Source organism: Afipia sp. 1NLS2 (assembly GCF_000178995.1).
Classification (GTDB): Bacteria; Pseudomonadota; Alphaproteobacteria; order Rhizobiales; family Xanthobacteraceae; genus Afipia.
Window position 1 is genome coordinate 93,352 of the sequence record NZ_ADVZ01000005.1, and the last position, 18,908, is coordinate 112,259.

Sequence of the window (18,908 nt, forward strand, 5' to 3'; positions counted from 1 at the left end):
GCCTCAGTCCAGCTCCACCACCTGCCCGTCCGCCAGCGAGACGCGGCGGTCCATCTGATTGGCCAACTGCATGTTGTGGGTCGCGATCAGCATCGCCACCTGCGTCGCCTTCACGAGTTGCATCAGTGCATTGAAGACGTGATCGGCGGTGTGCGGGTCGAGGTTGCCGGTCGGCTCGTCCGCGAACAGAACACGGGGCGCGTTGGCTACCGCGCGCGCGATCGCGACACGCTGCTGTTCGCCGCCGGACAGTTCGGCCGGGCGATGCGTGATGCGGTCGCCGAGGCCGAGATAGGCCAGGATTTCCTTGGAGCGCTGCACCGTCTCCTTGCGCGGCAGGCCACGGATCATCTGCGGCATCATCACGTTTTCCAGCGCCGAGAATTCCGGCAGCAGGCGGTGTGACTGGTAGACGAAGCCGATATCGGTGCGGCGAATCTGGGTGCGGTCACCGTCCGACAGCGTCGATGTCGGCGCGCCATTGACGTAGACCTCGCCGGAATCCGGCTGCTCGAGAAGTCCCGCGATATGCAGCAGCGTCGATTTGCCGGTGCCCGATGGCGCCACCAGCGCCACCGACTGCCCCGCCCACAGCGCGAGCTTGGCGCCGTTAAGAATGGTCAGCGTGGTTTCGCCCTGCCGGTACTGGCGATGGATGTCGTGGAGGAATACCACCGGCGCGTCGTTGTCTCCGTCTTGCATCGGCGCGCTCACTCGTATCTCAGGGCTTCAATGGGATCGAGCCGCGCCGCGCGCCACGATGGGTACAGCGTCGCCAGGAACGACAGCGTCAATGCCATGATGACGACCGCCGCTGTCTCGCCGATGCTGATCTCGGCCGGCAGCTTGGACAGGAAGTACAGTTCCGGCGAGAACAGTTCGGTATTGGTCAGCCAGGAGATGAACTGGCGGATATTCTCAATGTTCAGACAGATGATGACGCCGAGCAGGAAACCGACCAGCGTGCCGACCACGCCGATCGCCGCACCCGTGATCAGGAAGATGCGCATGATCGAGCCCTGCGTCGCACCCATGGTGCGCAGGATGGCGATGTCGCTGCCCTTGTCCTTCACCAGCATGATCAGGCCGGAAATGATATTGAGCGAAGCAACCAGCACGATCAGCGTCAGGATCAGAAACATGACGTTGCGCTCGACCTGCAGCGCGTTGAAGAAGGTCGAGTTGCGCTGCCGCCAGTCCACCATGAAGATCGGTCGCTGCGCCGCCTCCGCCACCGCCTTGCGGTATTCATCCACCTTGTCGGGATTATCGGTATAGATCTCGATGGCGGTGACATCGTTGGGACGGTTGAAATAGGCCTGCGCTTCTTTCAGCGGCATGAACACGAAGGAGGAATCGTATTCCGACATGCCGATCTCGAACACGGCGGCGACCTTGTAGGGCTTGATGCGCGGCGTAGTGCCCATCGGCGTCACGGCGCCGCGCGGCGCAACCAGTGTGACGGTATCGCCCGCGTGTAACGACAACAGATCGGCGAGACGGCGGCCGATGGCGACGCCCTGCCCGTCGTCAAAACCCTCAAGCGTGCCCTGCTTGATATTCTTGGAAATCGAGGTGAGCTTTTCGAGATCGGCGGCGCGAATGCCGCGCACCAGCACGCCGGAAGCGTTGAATGGCGAGGATGCCAGCGCCTGTCCCTCGACGATGGGCGCGGCGAGACGGATGCCCTGCACGCCATTGATGCGGTCGGCGACTTCCTTCCAGTCGGTCAGCGGCGATTCCAGCGGCTGCACCAGCAGATGACCGTTGAGACCGAGAATCTTGTCGAGCAGTTCTTTCCGGAAACCGTTCATCACCGCCATCACGATGATCAGTGTGGCGACGCCCAGCATGATGCCGAGGAACGAGAAGCCCGCGATGACCGAGATAAATCCTTCCTTGCGCCGCGCCCGCAGATAGCGCGCCGAGATCAGCCACTCGAAAGGAGCAAAAGGGGCAGTCCGAACTGGCTCACTCATCAAATCTGTCCATCGCCCCGGATTCCATGCGAATCAGGCGAATTGTAGTCTAGGCCCACGTCCGCGCCGCCCCCGCAGCGCAATGATTCACCGCTCAATCGCACCAGCGCCGACAATGCGACGTTAAATATCGGTCATGTCAGTTGGCGGACTTCCATTTCGTCTGGAAATGGCGGGACGCCTCGTCAACGCTCATCATCTCGCGGCTGCCGTCGGCGCGTTTCTTGATCTCGACCTTGCCTTCGGCGAGGCCCTTCGGTCCGACCAGAATCTGCCACGGAATACCAATCAAATCGGCAGTGGCGAACTTGCCGCCGGGCCGCTGGTCAGTGTCATCGTAGAGCACGTCCACGCCCGCCGCCGACAATTCCTTGTAGAGCTTCTCGCAGGCTGTGTCGGTATCCGCCGCACCTTGCTTGAGATTGAGAATGGCGACGCGGAAGGGCGCCACTTCCTCCGGCCACTGGATGCCGTTTTCGTCGTGGCAGGCTTCGATGATCGCGCCGACGAGGCGCGAGACGCCGATGCCGTAGGAGCCGCCATGGATCGGCTTCTCTGCACCGTCCGAGCCGACCACCAGCGCCTTCATCGAATCCGAATATTTAGTGCCGAAGTAGAAAATCTGGCCGACTTCGATACCGCGCGTGTTGACGCGCTTGTCGGCAGGCACTTCTTTTTCATAGCGCGCGGTGTCGTGTACGTCCTCGGTCGCGGCGTACAATTCGGTCCACTGCTTGATGATCGGCGTGAGATCGCCGTCATAATTCACGTCCGCACCCGGCACCGGCAGGTCGAGCACGTCCTTGTTGCAGAACACGCCGGATTCGCCGGTCTCCGCCAGCACGATGAACTCGTGGGACAGATCGCCACCAATCGGCCCGGTCTCGGCGCGCATCGGGATCGCCTTCAGCCCCATGCGGGCGAAGGTGCGCAGATAGGCGACGAACATCTTGTTATAGGACAGCCGCGCGGCGGCCTCGTCGATGTCGAACGAATAGGCATCCTTCATCAGGAATTCGCGGCCGCGCATCACCCCGAAACGCGGGCGTTGCTCGTCGCGGAACTTCCACTGGATGTGATAAAGGTTCAGCGGCAGGCTGCGGTACGACTTCACGTAGGCGCGGAAAATCTCCGTGATCATTTCCTCGTTGGTCGGCCCATACAGCAACTCACGCTTGTGGCGATCCTGAATGCGCAGCATCTCAGGCCCGTAGGCGTCGTAGCGGCCGCTCTCGCGCCACAAATCTGCCAGTTGCAGCGTCGGCATCAGAAGCTCGATGGCGCCGGCGCGGTCCTGCTCCTCGCGGACGATCTTCTCGATCTTCTTCAGCACCCGGAAGCCGAGCGGCAACCAGGCATAAATACCCGCAGCCTCCTGCCGCATCATGCCCGCGCGCAGCATCAGCCGGTGCGAGACGATTTCCGCCTCTTTCGGCGTTTCCTTGAGGATGGGGAGAAAAAAGCGCGTCAGCCGCATGGGATGCTCTGGAATCGTGGGGCGGGAAGCCGTCACTGAAACCGGATTGGCGGGCAAAATACAAGGGTTTTACCGACGCAGCCAGCCGTTGCTCGAACGACTGGCTGCCTTTTACCGGCTCTTTTGATGAAAACGCGGGTCGCTGCCCCGTCAGGTAGGCTCAGTGTCCCTTTTGCATATTGTCTGTGTTCTGCATTTTCATGCCGTCCATCTTCATCGCTCCGCTCGAGGCGGCGTTGTCGGCCTTCATAGCCCCGATGGAATTGACCTTGAACTCAACATCCACGGCCCCGGCCTTTTCGAAGGTCAGCCTGCCCTTGATGGTTTCTCCTTGCTTGAGAGGAGCCTTCAGTCCCATCAACATCAGATGATTACCTTCGGGATTGAGCTTCGCCGTCTGGCCGGGCTTGATCTCGATGCCGTTGGGCAAGGGCCGCATCTTCATCACGCCGCCGTCCATTTTCATTTCATGGATTTCGACATGATCCGCAGCCGATATGGACACGCCGGTCAACCGATCGGCCGTCTTGCCATTATTAGTAACCACAAGATACGCGCCGCCGACCTTGGCGCCAGCAGGCGTGGCCCGCGCCCACGGCTGCACAACCGTCAGATCGCCAGCCTTATAGTCGGTTGCGAAGGTCGGTGTGATCGCGCCAACCACCAGAAGCAGCATGGCGCTTGCAACACTTGTCATCTTCCGCATTATTTCTTCCTTTCGCTTGCTGCCCAGTTTTCGAGACTTGAAATATTGGCAGATCCTTCGATCGTGGTCGTAGTGCCGTCCTTACTCATCAGGATTGTGCGCGGAATGTCCCCCTGCCACTTGGGATCAACCTCGTAGCGAAGCCGCTCGGCGAAGGTGTCACCGAATGCCCAGTTCTCGGTGGACGCCAGCCCCGCCTGCGACACCATTGCCCGCACCGCGGCGGGCGTGTTCGGAACCAGATCGGCATCGATCATCACCACGTCCACGCCGGGATTGGCTTTCACGAACTTGCCAAGCTCCGGCAGTTCGACCTTGCACGGCCCGCAGGTGACGCCCCAGAAATGCACCAGCGTCGACCGCCCGGCATGGGCCTGCCGGATCGTTTGCCAGCTTCCGCGCTCGAACGGCCTGATCTCGATGGTGGTGGCATCGGCCAGCGCGACGTTCGCGAACAGGACCGCCGCCGCAACCGCGAACAGCCGGCCCATCAGATGCTGTTTCATGTGAGGTCTCATGTTCTCTGCCCGACCGGCTGGAAATGATAGCCGTCCTTCTTTGTCATCCACGACAGGAACACTGTGCGGCCATAGCTCACCAGCAACGGATGGTCTGAGGAATCTGCCGTCGCTGCGACTGTCTTCGGCTCCGACCATGTCTTGCCGTCATCGGTGGATTGCATCATTCGCACCGTGGTCTTCTCTCCGTCGAATTCCTTCCACGCCAGATAAGTATCTTTGGCGGTGGCAAGCACGAAGGCCCGCGCCGGATTGTGCGACGGATCGCCGATCGCGACCGGATCGGAGAATGTCGCGCCGCCATCAGTCGAGCGCGCATAGAACAGGCCCTGACGATTTTTGCCGTTGGTGTACCAGGTCGCATGATAGGTGCCGGTCGGCGCGATCGACAGGCTTGGTCCCTGATGCGGACAGGCGGAAATCTTCCAGTCGTCATTGCTGACGCGGTGAATAGCGCCGGGCGTTTTCAGATTGCTGAACGTCGTGATGGCGTGATCGCGTACACCGCCCTCGAAGATATTGCGGAAGATCACGACTGGGCGCCCATGACCGGCAAACGCCACACCGAGGCGGCAACACTCGCAGGTGTTGTCGTGCACAAGCTGCGCCTGCGAATACACCACGCCGTCCCGCGATGTCGCGAAGAACAGACCCGCGCCATCATAGGCTTCGCCCTTCTTCTTCGCGGGCGCGCGGTTGCGCTTGTCGAGCCATGCCGCGAACACCGTGCCATCATTGTCGAGCGCGAGCGCCTCGAACCGCTGGCTGACATTGCTCGGCGTGATGGGCTTGATGGGAGCGAACGTCTTGCCGCCATCAGCCGAGCGCGTGGTGAAGACCTCGCCGTTAAATGCCTTGTCGCGGAACGTCGAGAACGCCACGATCAGGTCGCCGTGCTTGTCGATCACGATCTTGGGGCGTGCATCCGGGCCCCAGTCCATATCGAGCTTCTGATCGGTGACGGCAACAGGCTTGCTGAAATTTCGTCCGCCATCTGTTGAGCTGGCAACGGCGACCTTGCCGCCCGCCAGCATCGCGATCCAGAGCTTGCCATCCGGCCCAAATGCGGGTGTCACCTTGGTCGCGCAAGACAGCGCGACTTCCGTGCAACCGGCATCGCTTGCGTGGCTATGCATGTCATGCGCAAGCGCTGGCGCCTGCCAAAGCATCAGCGCGGCAGCGGAAGCAATCCACTTTTTCATGATGACCTGTTTCATCGGAACGCCACCTTCATGCCGGCGATGAATGCACGCGGCGAGCCCGCGTAGATCGAGCCTGTCTTGTTTGCCAGAACGCTCGCCGAATCCTGTATGCCGGTGTTCGACACACTATTTGGGATATTATTGGCCGAGGCAACGTAGGTCCTATCGAACAGGTTGCGGACCTCAAAGTAAACATTGAGTGTCTTGAAGACGTCCGACTTCAGGCCAGTCGTATAGTGCACGTTGAGATTCACCAGTTCGTAGCCCGGCGCTTTCAGCAGATTGGCGTTGTCCATGTAGAAGGCATCCTTCCACTGGACTTCGACGAACGCGCCGAGGCCGGCATAGATGCCCGCCATCTCGTCATAGCCGAGACGCGCAGTCAGTTCGTTCGGAGAGATGCCGGGAATTTTATTGCCCGCACGATTGAAGCTGAAGCTCGCGCCGTTATTCAGTATCTCGGTGTAGTCGGTGTAGATCTCATCGAGATAGGTATAGGCGAGCGTCGCGCGCCAGCCGGGCTGGAATCGCCAGTCGGCGGCGAGTTCGATGCCGCGATGCTCCGAGCGCGGCGCGTTGAACATGAAGCTGGAATTCGGTTGGTTCGGTGGTGTGGCCTGCGACACAAGCTCGTTGCGGAAGAATTCATAGAAGCCGGTGAGGCTGACCTTGACCGTCTTGTTAGGCGTCCAGTCGACCCCGAGGTCGTAGCCGACATTCCGCTGCGGCACGAGGTTCGTGTTGTTGCCGTTCTGGCCATTGGCAAGCACGAACAGGTTGCCGAGCTGCGGCGTGCCGTAGCCGGTGCCGACGCGCGCCCGCCCCTGCCACTCATTACTGAACTTGTAGAGCAGCGCGACTTCCGGCGCGACGTTGGTGAACTGCTTGTCGGCTGGAGTCAGCGCTAGCGTTGCGGTCGGATCGTTGGTGGGAGGATATTTATACGCGGTGTTCACGCCTTTGAGCTGAGTGTTTTCCCAGCCGATCCCGGCGATGGAGGTCAGCGCATCGGTCAATCGCACCTCTTCGCGTGCCCGCAGGCCGAAATTGGTGTGCGTGCCGGTGACGTTCGAGGACAGCAGCCCGAGCGTGGCGTTGCCGCCCGGCATCACGTTGCGGGTGTCGCCGGACCAACTCAGCGTGTTGTAGAAGCCGCCAAAGTAAGTCGTGGAATCGAAACCGAACAACTGACCCTTGTGGGTGATGTCGCTCATGAAATTGTAGGAGGGATAATCGCCGATCGCACTGGTCGTCCCCGTCGGCTGATTGATATTGCGGTCGTCGAACACCAACTGGTTGCGCCATGTCGTCTGGTTGTCGAAATCGTGCTCCCACCGCGCACCGACGATGGTCCGGCGGTCATCGCGGTTGAGTCCCGCCTGTTCCGCAGTCTCCTTGTCTACCCCAGCAGAATTATTGAAACCGTTTTTATTGAGCGTCACCGTCGCACAACCCGGTGCCATGCCCGCAAAAGTCGAACAGCCGCGCTGGAACGGATTCTGCTCAAACTGGTTGAGCGACAGCCGGATCGGTAGCCGCGCATCGAGATTGTTGTTGATGATCTTCAGCGTGAAGCGGTCGTCGGGCGTCGCCTGATAGGTGCCGAGGAAATTCACCGTCTGGGTGTTGAACCAGCTATTGCCGATGAAGCCGTCGCCGCGTGCATCGCTCGCGAACAGCGAGGCTTCGAAGTTGCCGACTTTCTTTCCGACGGTGAAATAATTGTTGAGGTAGCCGAAGCTGCCGCCATCGATGCCGTACTCGACGCCGTCGATGCTGCCGCCGGGACGGGTGCGGAAATTCAGCGCGCCACCGGTGGCATAATTGCCGTACAGCGCCGAGGACGGCCCCCGGATCACGTCGATGGCGCCATAGGCGTGCGGATCAATCAGATCACTTCGGGAGAGGCCGTCCGGCTGGGTCACCGGAAAGCCGTCGTCGAAGATCACCATGTTGCGGATGCCGAAGCCGTTGCGCGCGTTCGAGCCGCGAATCGAGATGCCGAAATCGCGCGGCCCGTTGCCCTGCTTCACCGAGATACCAGGGCTGTCGCGCAGCACGTCGCTCACTGAAAACGACGGGCGATTGTCGAACTGATCGTGGCCAATGGTGGTCGTGGTCTGGCCGGTCGGCGATTGCGTCAGCCCCGCAAGCGCCGCCGCCGGCGTAGTGCTGCCGCCGGTCACAATCACCCGTGGCGGATTTGCTGGCGTGCTGGCGGCGGATCGCGAGGATCGTGTTGCCGCAGCCGCGCGCGCTTTCGGCTTGCGGGCGGGCTTGGCGCGCGCCGTGCGCGGCGCATCTACCATCACCTCGGGGAGAACGTGGCCGTCGACGTGGTCGGCAAGGCTGGATGACGCACCAGCAAAGAGCGCGCCGCAAGCGGCGAGAATCGTGACGCCACCAAGGGCGTTTGGCTTGAACATTGAAATATTCCCGATAACTGCCATGGGCAGTTGTTTCGAACATGAGAACGGCAGGCGGGTTTCGCCGCCGCGTGGACTGTCTCAATCAGGAATAGGCGGGAGGGCCGCGCGCATGCGGCCGATCATCGATTCCGCTGCTGCGGAATGGCGTCCGGCTCTCGAGCCACGCCACACGCTGATAGACGCGCTGGATGGCGACGTAAGGTGCAATGGGATGATCGAGAGTCGGTGCGACATGCGCCAGAACGCAAAGCGGGCAACAGGCCACATGATTTGCCGCGGGCGCGGCGTCGGAAGCCTCGTCGCCATGCCCTGCGCAGATCACAATACCGCTGAGCGGATCGGAGGTCGCGGCGGCAGCGGCACGCATCATCGCAATCGGTGCAAAAAGCTGCACCAGAACCGCGATCATGATGATGGGAACCAGATGTCCCAGCCGCCTGCGCATTGCTACCCCCACCGGATGAAAATCCGGGTGTGACTGACTAAGCACGGCAATATCGAAATGTCGATATCGCTTGTTCCTCCATTTAGAACACCGCCGCGCAACAAAAATTCAAAGCCGGACTCCAATATGAATTTTGTTTCCAAAAATGATGACAGGCGGAAAATCTTGCGCTACACATGCGCGTCAGTCAGGGCGGCCATACTGCCGAACCTGCTGTGGTCTAGGTCTTGGGAGGAGGCCCGACGCGCACAACGCAGCGTCATCCCCGTCTAAACAACGATAGATCCAACTGTTCGGGGACACAGGGTCGCGACATTTAAGCAGCAGGGCTTCCGGCCCTGCTCTTTTTTTGCCCCTATTTCCGGCCCATTTTCTCGCCTGTCTTTGTCGACCTCATCTTTGGTGGCCTGGCTCTGTTCGCATCATGCTGATCGCGCGCAGCTACGCGCGCATTGCGCTGGATCAAGCGCGATAGCGATGGAAAAATATCAGACCATTCAATTTGATCGTGTCACGATCCAATTCCGTGGATCAAAACGGCAGGCCGATCGCCTTACTTATGCGATCCATATCGATAAACCCGAACTGATATGCAAAAAATGCACAGCCGAAAATAATCGACGAGATCAGCGTCGTCCACAGCAGCTTACGGCCCATGCGCGCCAGCACCGGCGCGCCGGGATCGGTCCCCATGCTCACCTCGCCGCTTTCCTGCTGGCTGTGCACGCCGAACGGCAGCACCGCGAACAGGGTGATCCACCAGACGACGAAATAGATCGCAAAGGCGGAGGAGATTGTCTGAGCCATTTTACGCCTCCTCGATCTCGATCAGTGTTCCCGAAAAATCCTTCGGGTGGAAAAACAGCACCGGCTTGCCGTGCGCCCCGATGCGCGGTGTACCGTCGCCAAGCACCCGCCTGCCATCGGCAACGAGCCGGTCGCGCGCCGCGATAATATCATCAACCTCGAAGCAAATGTGGTGAATGCCACCATCCGGGTTGCGCTCAAGGAATTTTGAGATCGGCGACGCCTCGCCCAAAGGCTCGATGAACTCGATCTTGGTGTTTGGCAGCGTCACAAACACCGTGACGACGCCGTGCTCCGGCTGGTCTGCCGGTGCGGATACCTCGGCACCAGCTGCCGCATAGACGGCGGCAGCTGCCCGTGCATCCCTGACTGCGATCGCCATGTGGTTGAGCCGGCCCAGCATCACGCCTTTCAGACCTCCAGAACGTGGACGACGCAGACCGTCTTCTTGCCCCACTGCTCGGCGATCGCCGAGCGGACCGCGCGCCGCACCGCTTCACCGACCGCATCGGAATCGCGCCGTTTGGCGCGCGGCAGGTTGTCGAAGGTCGCAACCGCGACGTCGAAAATCAGTTCATCCATCAACTCGCCTGCGGCATTGCGCTCGGGAATGCCCACCAAGTCGACCTGTGGATCGTCCGCCAGTTCCCCCTGCTCCGTCAGCGCCAATGCCACGAACGCACTGCCGGCAAACGCCAGCCGTCGCCGTGCCACCACCGCGCGCGCGTTCTGGTCCTCCAGAATCTTGCCGTCCTTGTAGAGGCGGCCAGACGGCACCTGCTCAATGATGGCAGGCTCGCCCGGCGCAAGCCGGACCTGATCGCCATTCTTGCAGATCAGCACCTTCGGTACGCCACAGGACCGCGCGAGGCTCGCATGTTCCGACAGATGCAACGCCTCGCCATGCGCCGGAATCAGCAGTTGCGGTCGCACCCATGAGATCATGTCGCGCAGCTCGTCGCGGCGCGGATGGCCGGAGACGTGGACCATGTGGGTCCTGTCGGTGATGACCTTGATGCCCTGACTGACAAGGCCGTTGATGATCGTTCCGACCGACTTCTCGTTGCCAGGAATGGTGCGCGAGGAGAAAATGACCGTATCGCCACTGTTGAGCGTCACCTCGGGATGATCGTCATTGGCGATGCGCGCCAGCGCCGCGCGCGGCTCACCCTGGCTGCCGGTGCACAGCGCCAGCACCTTGTTCGGCGGAAAATGACCATAGAGGTCGGCGCTGCGAAAGGGCGCGATGCCGTCGAGATAACCGGTCTCGCGCGCGACCTGCGCCACGCGCTCCATCGCGCGCCCGATCAGCACGACCTCCCGGTCCGCCTCGCGCGCGGCTTCCGCCACGGCGCGCATTCGCGAAACATTGGAGGCGAAGGTGGTTACCGCCACCCGCCCCTTTGCGTCCTTGATGATCTCGGTCAGACCATGCGCGACTTCGCGCTCGGACGGCGAACGGCCCTCCCGCACGGCATTGGTGGAATCGCCGATCAGTGCCAGTACGCCCTCGTCGCCGAGTTCGCGCAGCCGCTTCTCATTGGTCGGCTCACCGATCAGCGGCGTGGGATCGAGTTTCCAGTCGCCGGTGTGAAGCACCAGCCCCTCGGACGTGCGGATCGCCAGCGCATGCGATTCCGGAATCGAGTGCTGCACGGCGACGAATTCGACGTTGAACGGGCCGATATCGACCCGTCCGCCGGATTCGATCACAGTAACCGGGATATTCGGCGGGTTGCGTTCGCTCGCACACTTCGCCTCGAACAGCGCGGCGGAAAACTTCGTGGCGAAGATCGGACATTGCAGCCGTGGCCACAGATCAATGATCGCGCCGAAATGGTCTTCGTGGGCATGCGTCAGCACGAGGCCGACGAGATTCTTCTTTTCGGATTCGATGAAGCGGGTGTCGGGCATCACCACGTCGATCCCCGGCAGATGCTCCTCGTTGCCGAACGACACGCCAAGATCGACCGCAAGCCATGAGCGCTGCCGGCCCTTGCCGAGGCCGTAGAGCGACAGGTTCATGCCGATCTCGCCGACGCCTCCGAGCGGCACAAAACTCAGTTCGTCTGCACGCGCCATCATGCCGCTCCCGCGGACATCGCCGCACCGAAATAAACATCACCCGCGGCCACCGTGGTGGCCCCGCCGCCATGAGACACGACAAGACGCCCGGCCTCGTCGATGGTCTCGAACGTTCCGTCAATCACGCGATCGCCTTGCCGCACCTGTATCGCCGCGCCGAGCCCGGCCGCGCGCGCAAGCCATTGCGTGCGGATCGCCTCAAAGCCCCGGCCATGATCCCAGATCGAGAACCACTCGGCCCATGCGTCCGTCAGCGCCGCGAATAGTGTCTCCGCATCCGTCACAAGTCCCAACGCCTTGAGCGAGGTCGCCGGATATGGCGTGCCTTCTGGGGCGGCGACGACGTTGAGACCCATGCCGACGACCGCTGCAAGGCTGTCCGGCGTCGCTTCCGCCTCGATCAGGATACCCGCGAGCTTGGCCTCGTTCGCGAGCACATCGTTCGGCCATTTCAGCCTGAACAAAGCCGCATCACCGCTCACCTGCCGTAGTGCCGTCTCCAGTGCGAGGCCCGCCGCGAAGCCCAGCGTCGCCGCGCCTGCGTGATCGGCTGTGAGTGTTTCGACGACGCTGCAGGCAAGATTGCCCGGCGGAGAAATCCACGCCCGCTGCCGCCGTCCATGCCCTGCCGTCTGGTGCGCGGTGGCAAGCCAGAGCGGTCCGCGCTCACCCGCGCGCAGGCGCGTCAGCGCCTCGGCGTTGGTCGAGTTGAGTGTGTCGAAGCTGACAAGGCGGTATTGTGCTGATCGTGCTCGGGGTCCGAGCGCGAAACCCATCAGAACAGCGACTTCGCCGCAGCCGTGGCCGCACTGACCAGAGGACCGGGATAGGCGAAGTACAGGAGGTTGAAGATGCCTGCGAGCGTCAGCACTGTGCGCAGCTCACCCGCCATCGGATCGACCGCACCCTTGGCCTCGTCGAAATACATCGTCTTGATGATGGCGAGATAGTAGAACGCGCCCACTACGCTCGTCAGCACGCCGATCACCGCCAGAGGGTAAAGCCCGGCCTGGATCGCAGCGAGGAAAACGTAGAACTTCGCGAAGAAGCCAGCAAGCGGCGGAATGCCCGCGAGCGAGAACAGCAGCATCGCGAACATGAAAGCGAGATACGGGTTGGTCCGCGACAGACCAGCGAAATCGCTGATCTGCTCGAACGGCTGGCCGTTACGCTTCAGACAGAGAATGAACGAGAAGCTGCCGAACGTCATCGCCACGTAGATCGCGAGATAGATCAGCACGCCCTGCGCACCCTGCGCCGTGCCCGCCGCGAGACCAACCAGCGCGAAGCCCATATGGCCGATCGAGGAATAGGCCATCAGGCGCTTGATGTTCTTCTGACCGATCGCGGCGAATGAGCCCAGCGCCATCGAAGCGATGGAAACGAAGGTGACGATCTGCTGCCAGTCATGCGTCACGTTCGGGAATGCGGTGAGCAGCACGCGCACCAGCACCGCAAGCGCTGCGACCTTCGGGGCGGAGGCGAAGAACGCCGTCACTGGCGTCGGCGCGCCCTCGTAAACGTCCGGCGTCCACATGTGGAACGGCACGATCGAGATCTTGAAGCACAGCCCGACCAGCAGGAAGACGATGCCGAAGATCACACCGATGCTGCCGGTCTTGGCAGCGGCGGCAATGCCTGCGAACTCCACCGTGCCGGTGAAGCCGTAGATCAATGATGCGCCATACAGCATCATGCCTGATGACAGCGCACCGAGCACGAAGTACTTCAGGCCCGCTTCCGTCGACTTCAGATTGTCGCGGTGGCTTGCGGCGACGACATAGAGCGCAAGGCTCATCAACTCGTAGCCAAGGTAAAGCGTGATCAGGTCCGTCGCCGAGATCAGCACCATCATGCCGACGCTGGAGAGCAACACGAGGATCGAATATTCAAAAATCCGCGCCTGATTGGTGAGGAAGCCGCGCGAAATCACCAGCGTCGCGGCGGACGCGACCAGCATCACGGTTTTCAGGAAGCGCGCGTAGTCATCGACCACGAAGCTGTTGCCGAACGTCGTCAGTCGCCCGGCGGGCAGCATCAGTTCCAGCACCAGCGTCACGGCCAGAAGCACGACCGCCAGAATTGTGACGATGCGCACCGTGCGCTCGCCGCGATACGCACCCAGCATCAGGAGCGCCATTGCGCCCAGCGCGAGCACGATCTCGGGCAGGACCGGAAGCAGCGAATAATCTGCGACGTTGACGTTCATTCGTGCGCCCTGCTCTTAAAATAGTGCCGCGGCTTTGACGGCATGAACCGCCGCGCCGTAATTCTCGACGAGTTGATGGATCGATGCCGCCGACATATCCAGCACCGGCTTCGGATACACGCCGAACAGAATGGTGAGAACGATGAACGGCACGAAGATCGCGATCTCGCGCCCGGTCATGTCCTTGATGCTGGCGAGCGACGCCTTGGTCATCTCGCCGAACACGATCTTGCGATACAGCCACAGCGCATAGGCCGCCGACAGGATCACGCCGAGAGTGGCGAAGATCGCGGTCGGGACCGACACCTTGAAGGTGCCCAGCAGCGTCAGGAATTCACCGACGAAGCCGGAGGTTCCCGGCAGGCCGACATTGGCCATGGTGAACAGAAGGAATGTGAAGGCATACAGCGGCATGCGGTTAACGAGGCCGCCATAGGCCGCGATCTCGCGGGTGTGCATGCGGTCGTAGATCACGCCGACGCAGAGGAACAGCGCGCCGGACACGATGCCGTGCGAAATCATCTGGAACACGCCGCCGGCGACGCCCTGCATGGTGCCCGCGAAAATGCCCATCGTGACGAAGCCCATATGCGCGACGGACGAATAAGCGATCAGCTTCTTCATGTCCTCCTGCATCAGCGCGACCAGCGAGGTGTAAACGATGGCGATGGCCGACAGCGTCCATACCAGCGGCGCGAAATCATGCGAAGCCAGCGGGAACATCGGCAGCGAGAACCGCAGGAAGCCGTAGCCGCCCATCTTCAACAGGATCGCGGCGAGCACCACGGAGCCCGCGGTCGGCGCTTCGACGTGCGCATCCGGCAACCATGTGTGGACCGGCCACATCGGCATCTTCACCGCGAAGGACGCGAAGAACGCCAGCCACGCCCACCGCTGGAGATTGTGCGGCAGGTTCGTCGTCATCAGCGTCGGAATATCGGTGGTGCCTGCCTTCGCATACAGCGCCATGATGGCGAGCAGCATCAGCACCGAGCCGAGCAGCGTGTAGAGGAAGAACTTGAAGCTCGCATAAACGCGGCGCGGGCCGCCCCAGACGCCGATGATGAGGAACATCGGGATCAGGCCGCCTTCGAAAAACAGATAGAACAGCACGAGGTCGAGCGACGAGAACGTGCCGATCATCAGCGTCTCAAGGAACAGAAACGCCATCATGTATTCGCGCACACGGTTCTGGATCGATTTCCAGCTCGCGAGGATGCAGAACGGCATCAGCGCCGTGGTCAGGATCACGAACGGCAGCGAAATGCCGTCCACGCCCATGTGGTAGTTGATCGCAGCACCCAGCCACTGGCCCTTCTCGACGAACTGGAAGCCAGGCTGCGATGGATCGAAATGCAGCAGCAGAACCAGCGACACCGCGAAGGTGATGACGGTGGTCCACAGCGCGATCCAGCGCGCGTTGCGGGCGGCAACAGCATCGTTGCCCCGCGCCAGCAGATACAGCAGCACCGCGCCAGCGACCGGCAGGAAGGTGGTGACGGAAAGAACAGGCCAGGTGGTCATTATTGCTGGCCCCCGAGACCGAACATGAACCAGGTGATAAGCCCCGCCACGCCGATCAGCATGGCGAAGGCGTAGTGATAGAGATATCCGGTCTGCAGCTTGACGACGCCCCGCGTCACGTCCAGTACCCGCTTGGACACGCCGTCAGGCCCCAACCCATCGATCAGCATGCCATCGCCCTTCTTCCACAGCGTGTAGCCGATCCACTTGGCCGTGCGCACGAAGATCACGTCGTACAGCTCGTCGAAGTACCACTTGTTGAGCAAGAATTTGTAGAGCAGCGGCTGCTGGTGAGCGAGTTCGACCGGCAGATACGGCTTGGCGATATAGAACAGATACGCCATCGCAAGACCGATCAGCATCATCAGCGTCGGCAGGAAGCCGATCCAGTGCGGGATGTGGTGCATCCCTTCCATCACATGACCGTCGACCTTCAGCGCCGAGCGGAAGAACTCCTCGACGCCATGACCCGCGAACAATTCCTTGAACGGGAAGCCGGCGGCGAAGGAGCCGATCGCAAGTACCGCGAGCGGGATCAGCATCACCAGCGGGCTTTCATGCGCCGCCTCGTAATGATGCTCGTCATGCGGCTTGCCGTGGAAGGTCATGAAAATCAGGCGCCACGAGTAGAACGAGGTCAGGCCTGCCGCGACCACGGTGCAGAGAAAGCCGTAGAACGCGAACGGGTTGCTGCTGTCTGCGGCGAAGGCGGCTTCGATGATCGCATCCTTCGAGAAGTAGCCCGCGGTGAGCGGGAAGCCCGTCAGCGCCAGCGTGCCGATCACCATGGTGGCGTAGGTGAACGGAATTTTCCGCCACAGCCCGCCCATGTTGCGCATGTCCTGCTCGTGATGCATCGCGAGGATCACCGAGCCCGAACCCAGGAACAGCAGCGCCTTGAAGAAGGCGTGCGTGAACAGATGGAAGATGCCGACGGAATAAGCGCCCGCCCCCATCGCCACGAACATGTAGCCGAGCTGCGAACAGGTCGAATATGCGACGACGCGCTTGATGTCGTTCTGCACGAGACCGACGGTTGCGGCGAACAGCGCCGTGGTCGCGCCGATCAACATCACGAAGGCCTTGGCGTGGGGTGCCAGTTCAAACAGCGGCGACAGGCGCGCCACCATGAACACGCCGGCGGTCACCATGGTCGCGGCGTGGATCAGTGCAGAGACCGGCGTCGGGCCTTCCATCGCGTCCGGCAACCAAGTGTGCAGCAGGAACTGTGCGGACTTGCCCATCGCGCCCATGAACAGCAACAGGCAGGTCAGCGTCAGCGCATCGACGTCCCAGCGGAACAGATGGATGGTCTTGCCGACGAGGCCGGGGGCGCCCGCGAAGATCGTCTCGAAGTCCGTTGAGCCGACCAGTGCGAAGATCGCGAAGATGCCGAGGGCGAAGCCGAAATCGCCGACGCGGTTGACAACGAATGCCTTGATCGCGGCCGCGTTCGCCGAGGGCTTCTTGTACCAGAAGCCGATCAAGAGATAGCTCGCAAGGCCCACGCCTTCCCAGCCGAAGAACAGTTGCACGAGGTTGTCGGAGGTCACCAGCATCAGCATCGCGAAGGTGAACAGCGACAAGTACGCCATGAAGCGCGGACGGTTCGGGTCCTCGTTCATGTAGCCGACCGAATACAGATGGACGAGCGAGGACACGGTCGTGACCACGACCAGCATCACCGCCGTCAGCGTATCCACGCGCAACGCCCAGTTGATCTTGAGAGTGCCGGAATCAATCCAGCTCGTCAGCACCACGCGCAGGTCGTGATGCATCAGCGCGACATCGACGAACATCACCCAGGCGAGCGCCGCCGACGTCAGCAGCAGCGCGGTGGTGATGACTTCGGCCAGGCGAGAGCCTGCCGCCGCCGGTTCGACCGGGCCGTGATCGTCGTGACCATGATCCGCATCGTGGTGGGCGTCATGAGCGTGCGCCGCGCCATGAGCATGATCGTCATGCCCGTGCGCGTGGTCCATCTCGTCGCCGCCGGGGCAACGCGCATGCGCGCCGAGGAGCGTGATGAGGCCCGCAATCAGCGCGCCGATCAGTGGCAGGAAAACAATCGCCTGAATCATAACCCTGTCAGCCCTTCATCAGGTTGATGTCTTCGACTGCGATGGAGCCGCGGTTGCGGAAGTAAACGACGAGGATCGCAAGGCCAATCGCCGCCTCGGCCGCTGCCACCGTAAGAACCAGCAGCGCGAACACCTGACCGACGATGTCATGGAGGAAGCTCGAGAACGACACGAGGTTGATGTTGACCGACAAAAGGATCAACTCGACCGACATCAGGATGATGATGACGTTCTTCCGGTTGAGGAAGATGCCGAGAATCCCGAGCGTGAACAGGATCGCGGCGACAGCCAGATAATGCCCAAGACCGATCGTCATTTCACCCACTCCCCGGCGTCGGCGTCCTGCAGCCCCTGCCCCGATGGCACCTGACGCACCGCCATCGCGGTCGCCTTGCCGCGCGCATTCTGGGCGCTGATGTTCTGCCGCTTGACGCTCGGCTTGTGACGCAGCGTCAGCACGATGGCGCCGATCATCGCCACCAGCAGCACGAGGCCCGCGAGCTGGAAGTAATGGATATAGCGCGTGTAGAGCACGAGGCCGATGGCTTCGGTATTGGTGACGGTCGCCGGGATCGGCGCGGTGATCGAATGAGCGACATTCGGGCTCAGCACCCAGCCGCCCGCGACCAGCAGCAGTTCGGCGAGGAAGATCGCGCCGATCAGCAGGCCCACCGGCAGATACTCGATAAAGCCCTGCCGCAGTTCGGCGAAGTCCACGTCCAGCATCATGATGACGAACAGGAACAGAACCGCGACCGCGCCGACATAGACCACGATCAGGATCATCGCGAGGAATTCGGCGTTCAGGAGCACGAACAGTCCCGCCGCGTTAACGAAGGTCAGGATCAGGAACAGCACCGAATGCACCGGGTTGCGCGCGGTCACGACCATCACGGCCGAGGCGACGCAGACGCCAGCAAAGAGATAAAAGAACAGCGCGGGAAGGATCATGAGGCGTTACCTGTACGGCGCGTCTTGTTCGATGTTCTTGGCAATCTCGCGTTCCCAGCGGTCGCCGTTCGCGAGCAATCGGGCCTTGTCGTAGTAGAGTTCTTCGCGCGTCTCGGTGGCGAACTCAAAGTTCGGTCCCTCGACAATGGCATCCACCGGGCAGGCTTCCTGGCACAGGCCGCAATAGATGCACTTCACCATGTCGATGTCATAGCGCACGGTGCGGCGCGTGCCGTCGTTGCGGCGCGGCCCCGCCTCGATGGTGATGGCCTGCGCCGGGCAGATCGCCTCGCACAGCTTGCAGGCGATGCATCGCTCCTCGCCGTTCGGATAACGGCGCAGCGCATGCTCGCCGCGGAAGCGCGGCGAGATCGGGTTCTTCTCGAACGGATAGTTCACGGTCGGCTTCGGCTTGAAGAAGTAGCGCATCGTCACCACGAAGGCGGCGGCGAATTCCTTGAGCAGAAGCGAGTTGACGGCTGATGCTATTCCCAT

At 61.6% G+C, this 18,908-nt stretch carries 18 protein-coding genes; all 18 read right to left on the bottom strand.

The window, feature by feature from the left end; genetic code table 11:
• Positions 1–3: 3 nt before the first annotated feature.
• A complete protein-coding gene (locus AFIDRAFT_RS16560; RefSeq protein WP_009340761.1) occupies positions 4–702 on the bottom strand; it encodes an ABC transporter ATP-binding protein in 699 nt (232 codons plus the stop codon).
• An 8-nt stretch (positions 703–710) separates the two neighbouring features.
• Positions 711–1,979, bottom strand: coding sequence for a lipoprotein-releasing ABC transporter permease subunit (locus AFIDRAFT_RS16565; protein WP_009340762.1), 1,269 nt, complete (start codon positions 1,977–1,979; stop codon positions 711–713).
• A 139-nt stretch (positions 1,980–2,118) separates the two neighbouring features.
• The gene (gene proS / locus AFIDRAFT_RS16570) at positions 2,119–3,456 is read right to left on the bottom strand and encodes a proline--tRNA ligase (RefSeq protein WP_009340763.1); all 1,338 of its coding nucleotides are present in this window, start codon (positions 3,454–3,456) and stop codon (positions 2,119–2,121) included.
• Positions 3,457–3,616: 160 nt separating this feature from the next.
• The gene (locus AFIDRAFT_RS16575) at positions 3,617–4,132 is read right to left on the bottom strand and encodes a copper chaperone PCu(A)C (RefSeq protein ID WP_245258196.1); all 516 of its coding nucleotides are present in this window, start codon (positions 4,130–4,132) and stop codon (positions 3,617–3,619) included.
• Between the two features lie 29 nt (positions 4,133–4,161).
• Positions 4,162–4,668 carry a TlpA family protein disulfide reductase gene (locus AFIDRAFT_RS16580; protein ID WP_009340765.1) on the bottom strand — a complete coding sequence of 169 codons (507 nt, stop codon included), beginning with the start codon at positions 4,666–4,668 and terminating at the stop codon, positions 4,162–4,164.
• 8 nt (positions 4,669–4,676) lie between these two features.
• Positions 4,677–5,897: a sialidase family protein gene (locus AFIDRAFT_RS16585; protein WP_009340766.1), complete on the bottom strand. Its 1,221-nt coding sequence runs from the start codon at positions 5,895–5,897 to the stop codon at positions 4,677–4,679.
• Complete coding sequence (locus AFIDRAFT_RS16590; protein ID WP_009340767.1) at positions 5,894–8,308, bottom strand: TonB-dependent receptor family protein; 2,415 nt, start codon at positions 8,306–8,308, stop codon at positions 5,894–5,896. The genes AFIDRAFT_RS16585 and AFIDRAFT_RS16590 overlap by 4 nt, the downstream gene beginning before the upstream one ends.
• A gap of 85 nt (positions 8,309–8,393) precedes the next feature.
• The gene (locus AFIDRAFT_RS16595; RefSeq protein WP_009340768.1) at positions 8,394–8,756 is read right to left on the bottom strand and encodes a DUF2946 domain-containing protein; all 363 of its coding nucleotides are present in this window, start codon (positions 8,754–8,756) and stop codon (positions 8,394–8,396) included.
• Positions 8,757–9,287: 531 nt separating this feature from the next.
• On the bottom strand, positions 9,288–9,563 hold the full coding sequence (locus tag AFIDRAFT_RS16600; RefSeq protein WP_009340769.1) for a DUF1467 family protein: 276 nt from the start codon (positions 9,561–9,563) through the stop codon (positions 9,288–9,290).
• 1 nt (position 9,564) lies between these two features.
• On the bottom strand, positions 9,565–9,966 hold the full coding sequence (gene mce, locus AFIDRAFT_RS16605; RefSeq protein ID WP_040298611.1) for a methylmalonyl-CoA epimerase: 402 nt from the start codon (positions 9,964–9,966) through the stop codon (positions 9,565–9,567).
• Positions 9,967–9,974: 8 nt separating this feature from the next.
• Entirely contained in the window at positions 9,975–11,645 is a 1,671-nt protein-coding gene (locus tag AFIDRAFT_RS16610; RefSeq protein ID WP_009340771.1) for a ribonuclease J, read from the bottom strand.
• On the bottom strand, positions 11,645–12,424 hold the full coding sequence (locus tag AFIDRAFT_RS16615; RefSeq protein ID WP_009340772.1) for a biotin--[acetyl-CoA-carboxylase] ligase: 780 nt from the start codon (positions 12,422–12,424) through the stop codon (positions 11,645–11,647). The genes AFIDRAFT_RS16610 and AFIDRAFT_RS16615 overlap by 1 nt, the downstream gene beginning before the upstream one ends.
• Complete coding sequence (gene nuoN / locus AFIDRAFT_RS16620; protein ID WP_009340773.1) at positions 12,424–13,857, bottom strand: NADH-quinone oxidoreductase subunit NuoN; 1,434 nt, start codon at positions 13,855–13,857, stop codon at positions 12,424–12,426. Before nuoN ends, AFIDRAFT_RS16615 begins: the two co-directional genes overlap by 1 nt.
• A 15-nt stretch (positions 13,858–13,872) precedes the next feature.
• Positions 13,873–15,381 carry an NADH-quinone oxidoreductase subunit M gene (locus tag AFIDRAFT_RS16625; protein WP_009340774.1) on the bottom strand — a complete coding sequence of 503 codons (1,509 nt, stop codon included), beginning with the start codon at positions 15,379–15,381 and terminating at the stop codon, positions 13,873–13,875.
• The gene (gene nuoL / locus AFIDRAFT_RS16630; protein ID WP_009340775.1) at positions 15,381–17,462 is read right to left on the bottom strand and encodes an NADH-quinone oxidoreductase subunit L; all 2,082 of its coding nucleotides are present in this window, start codon (positions 17,460–17,462) and stop codon (positions 15,381–15,383) included. Before nuoL ends, AFIDRAFT_RS16625 begins: the two co-directional genes overlap by 1 nt.
• Positions 17,463–17,469: 7 nt before the next feature.
• On the bottom strand, positions 17,470–17,778 hold the full coding sequence (gene nuoK, locus AFIDRAFT_RS16635; protein WP_002715632.1) for an NADH-quinone oxidoreductase subunit NuoK: 309 nt from the start codon (positions 17,776–17,778) through the stop codon (positions 17,470–17,472).
• On the bottom strand, positions 17,775–18,413 hold the full coding sequence (locus tag AFIDRAFT_RS16640) for an NADH-quinone oxidoreductase subunit J (RefSeq protein WP_009340776.1): 639 nt from the start codon (positions 18,411–18,413) through the stop codon (positions 17,775–17,777). Before AFIDRAFT_RS16640 ends, nuoK begins: the two co-directional genes overlap by 4 nt.
• 6 nt (positions 18,414–18,419) lie before the next feature.
• Positions 18,420–18,908, bottom strand: coding sequence for an NADH-quinone oxidoreductase subunit NuoI (nuoI, locus tag AFIDRAFT_RS16645; protein WP_009340777.1), 489 nt, complete (start codon positions 18,906–18,908; stop codon positions 18,420–18,422).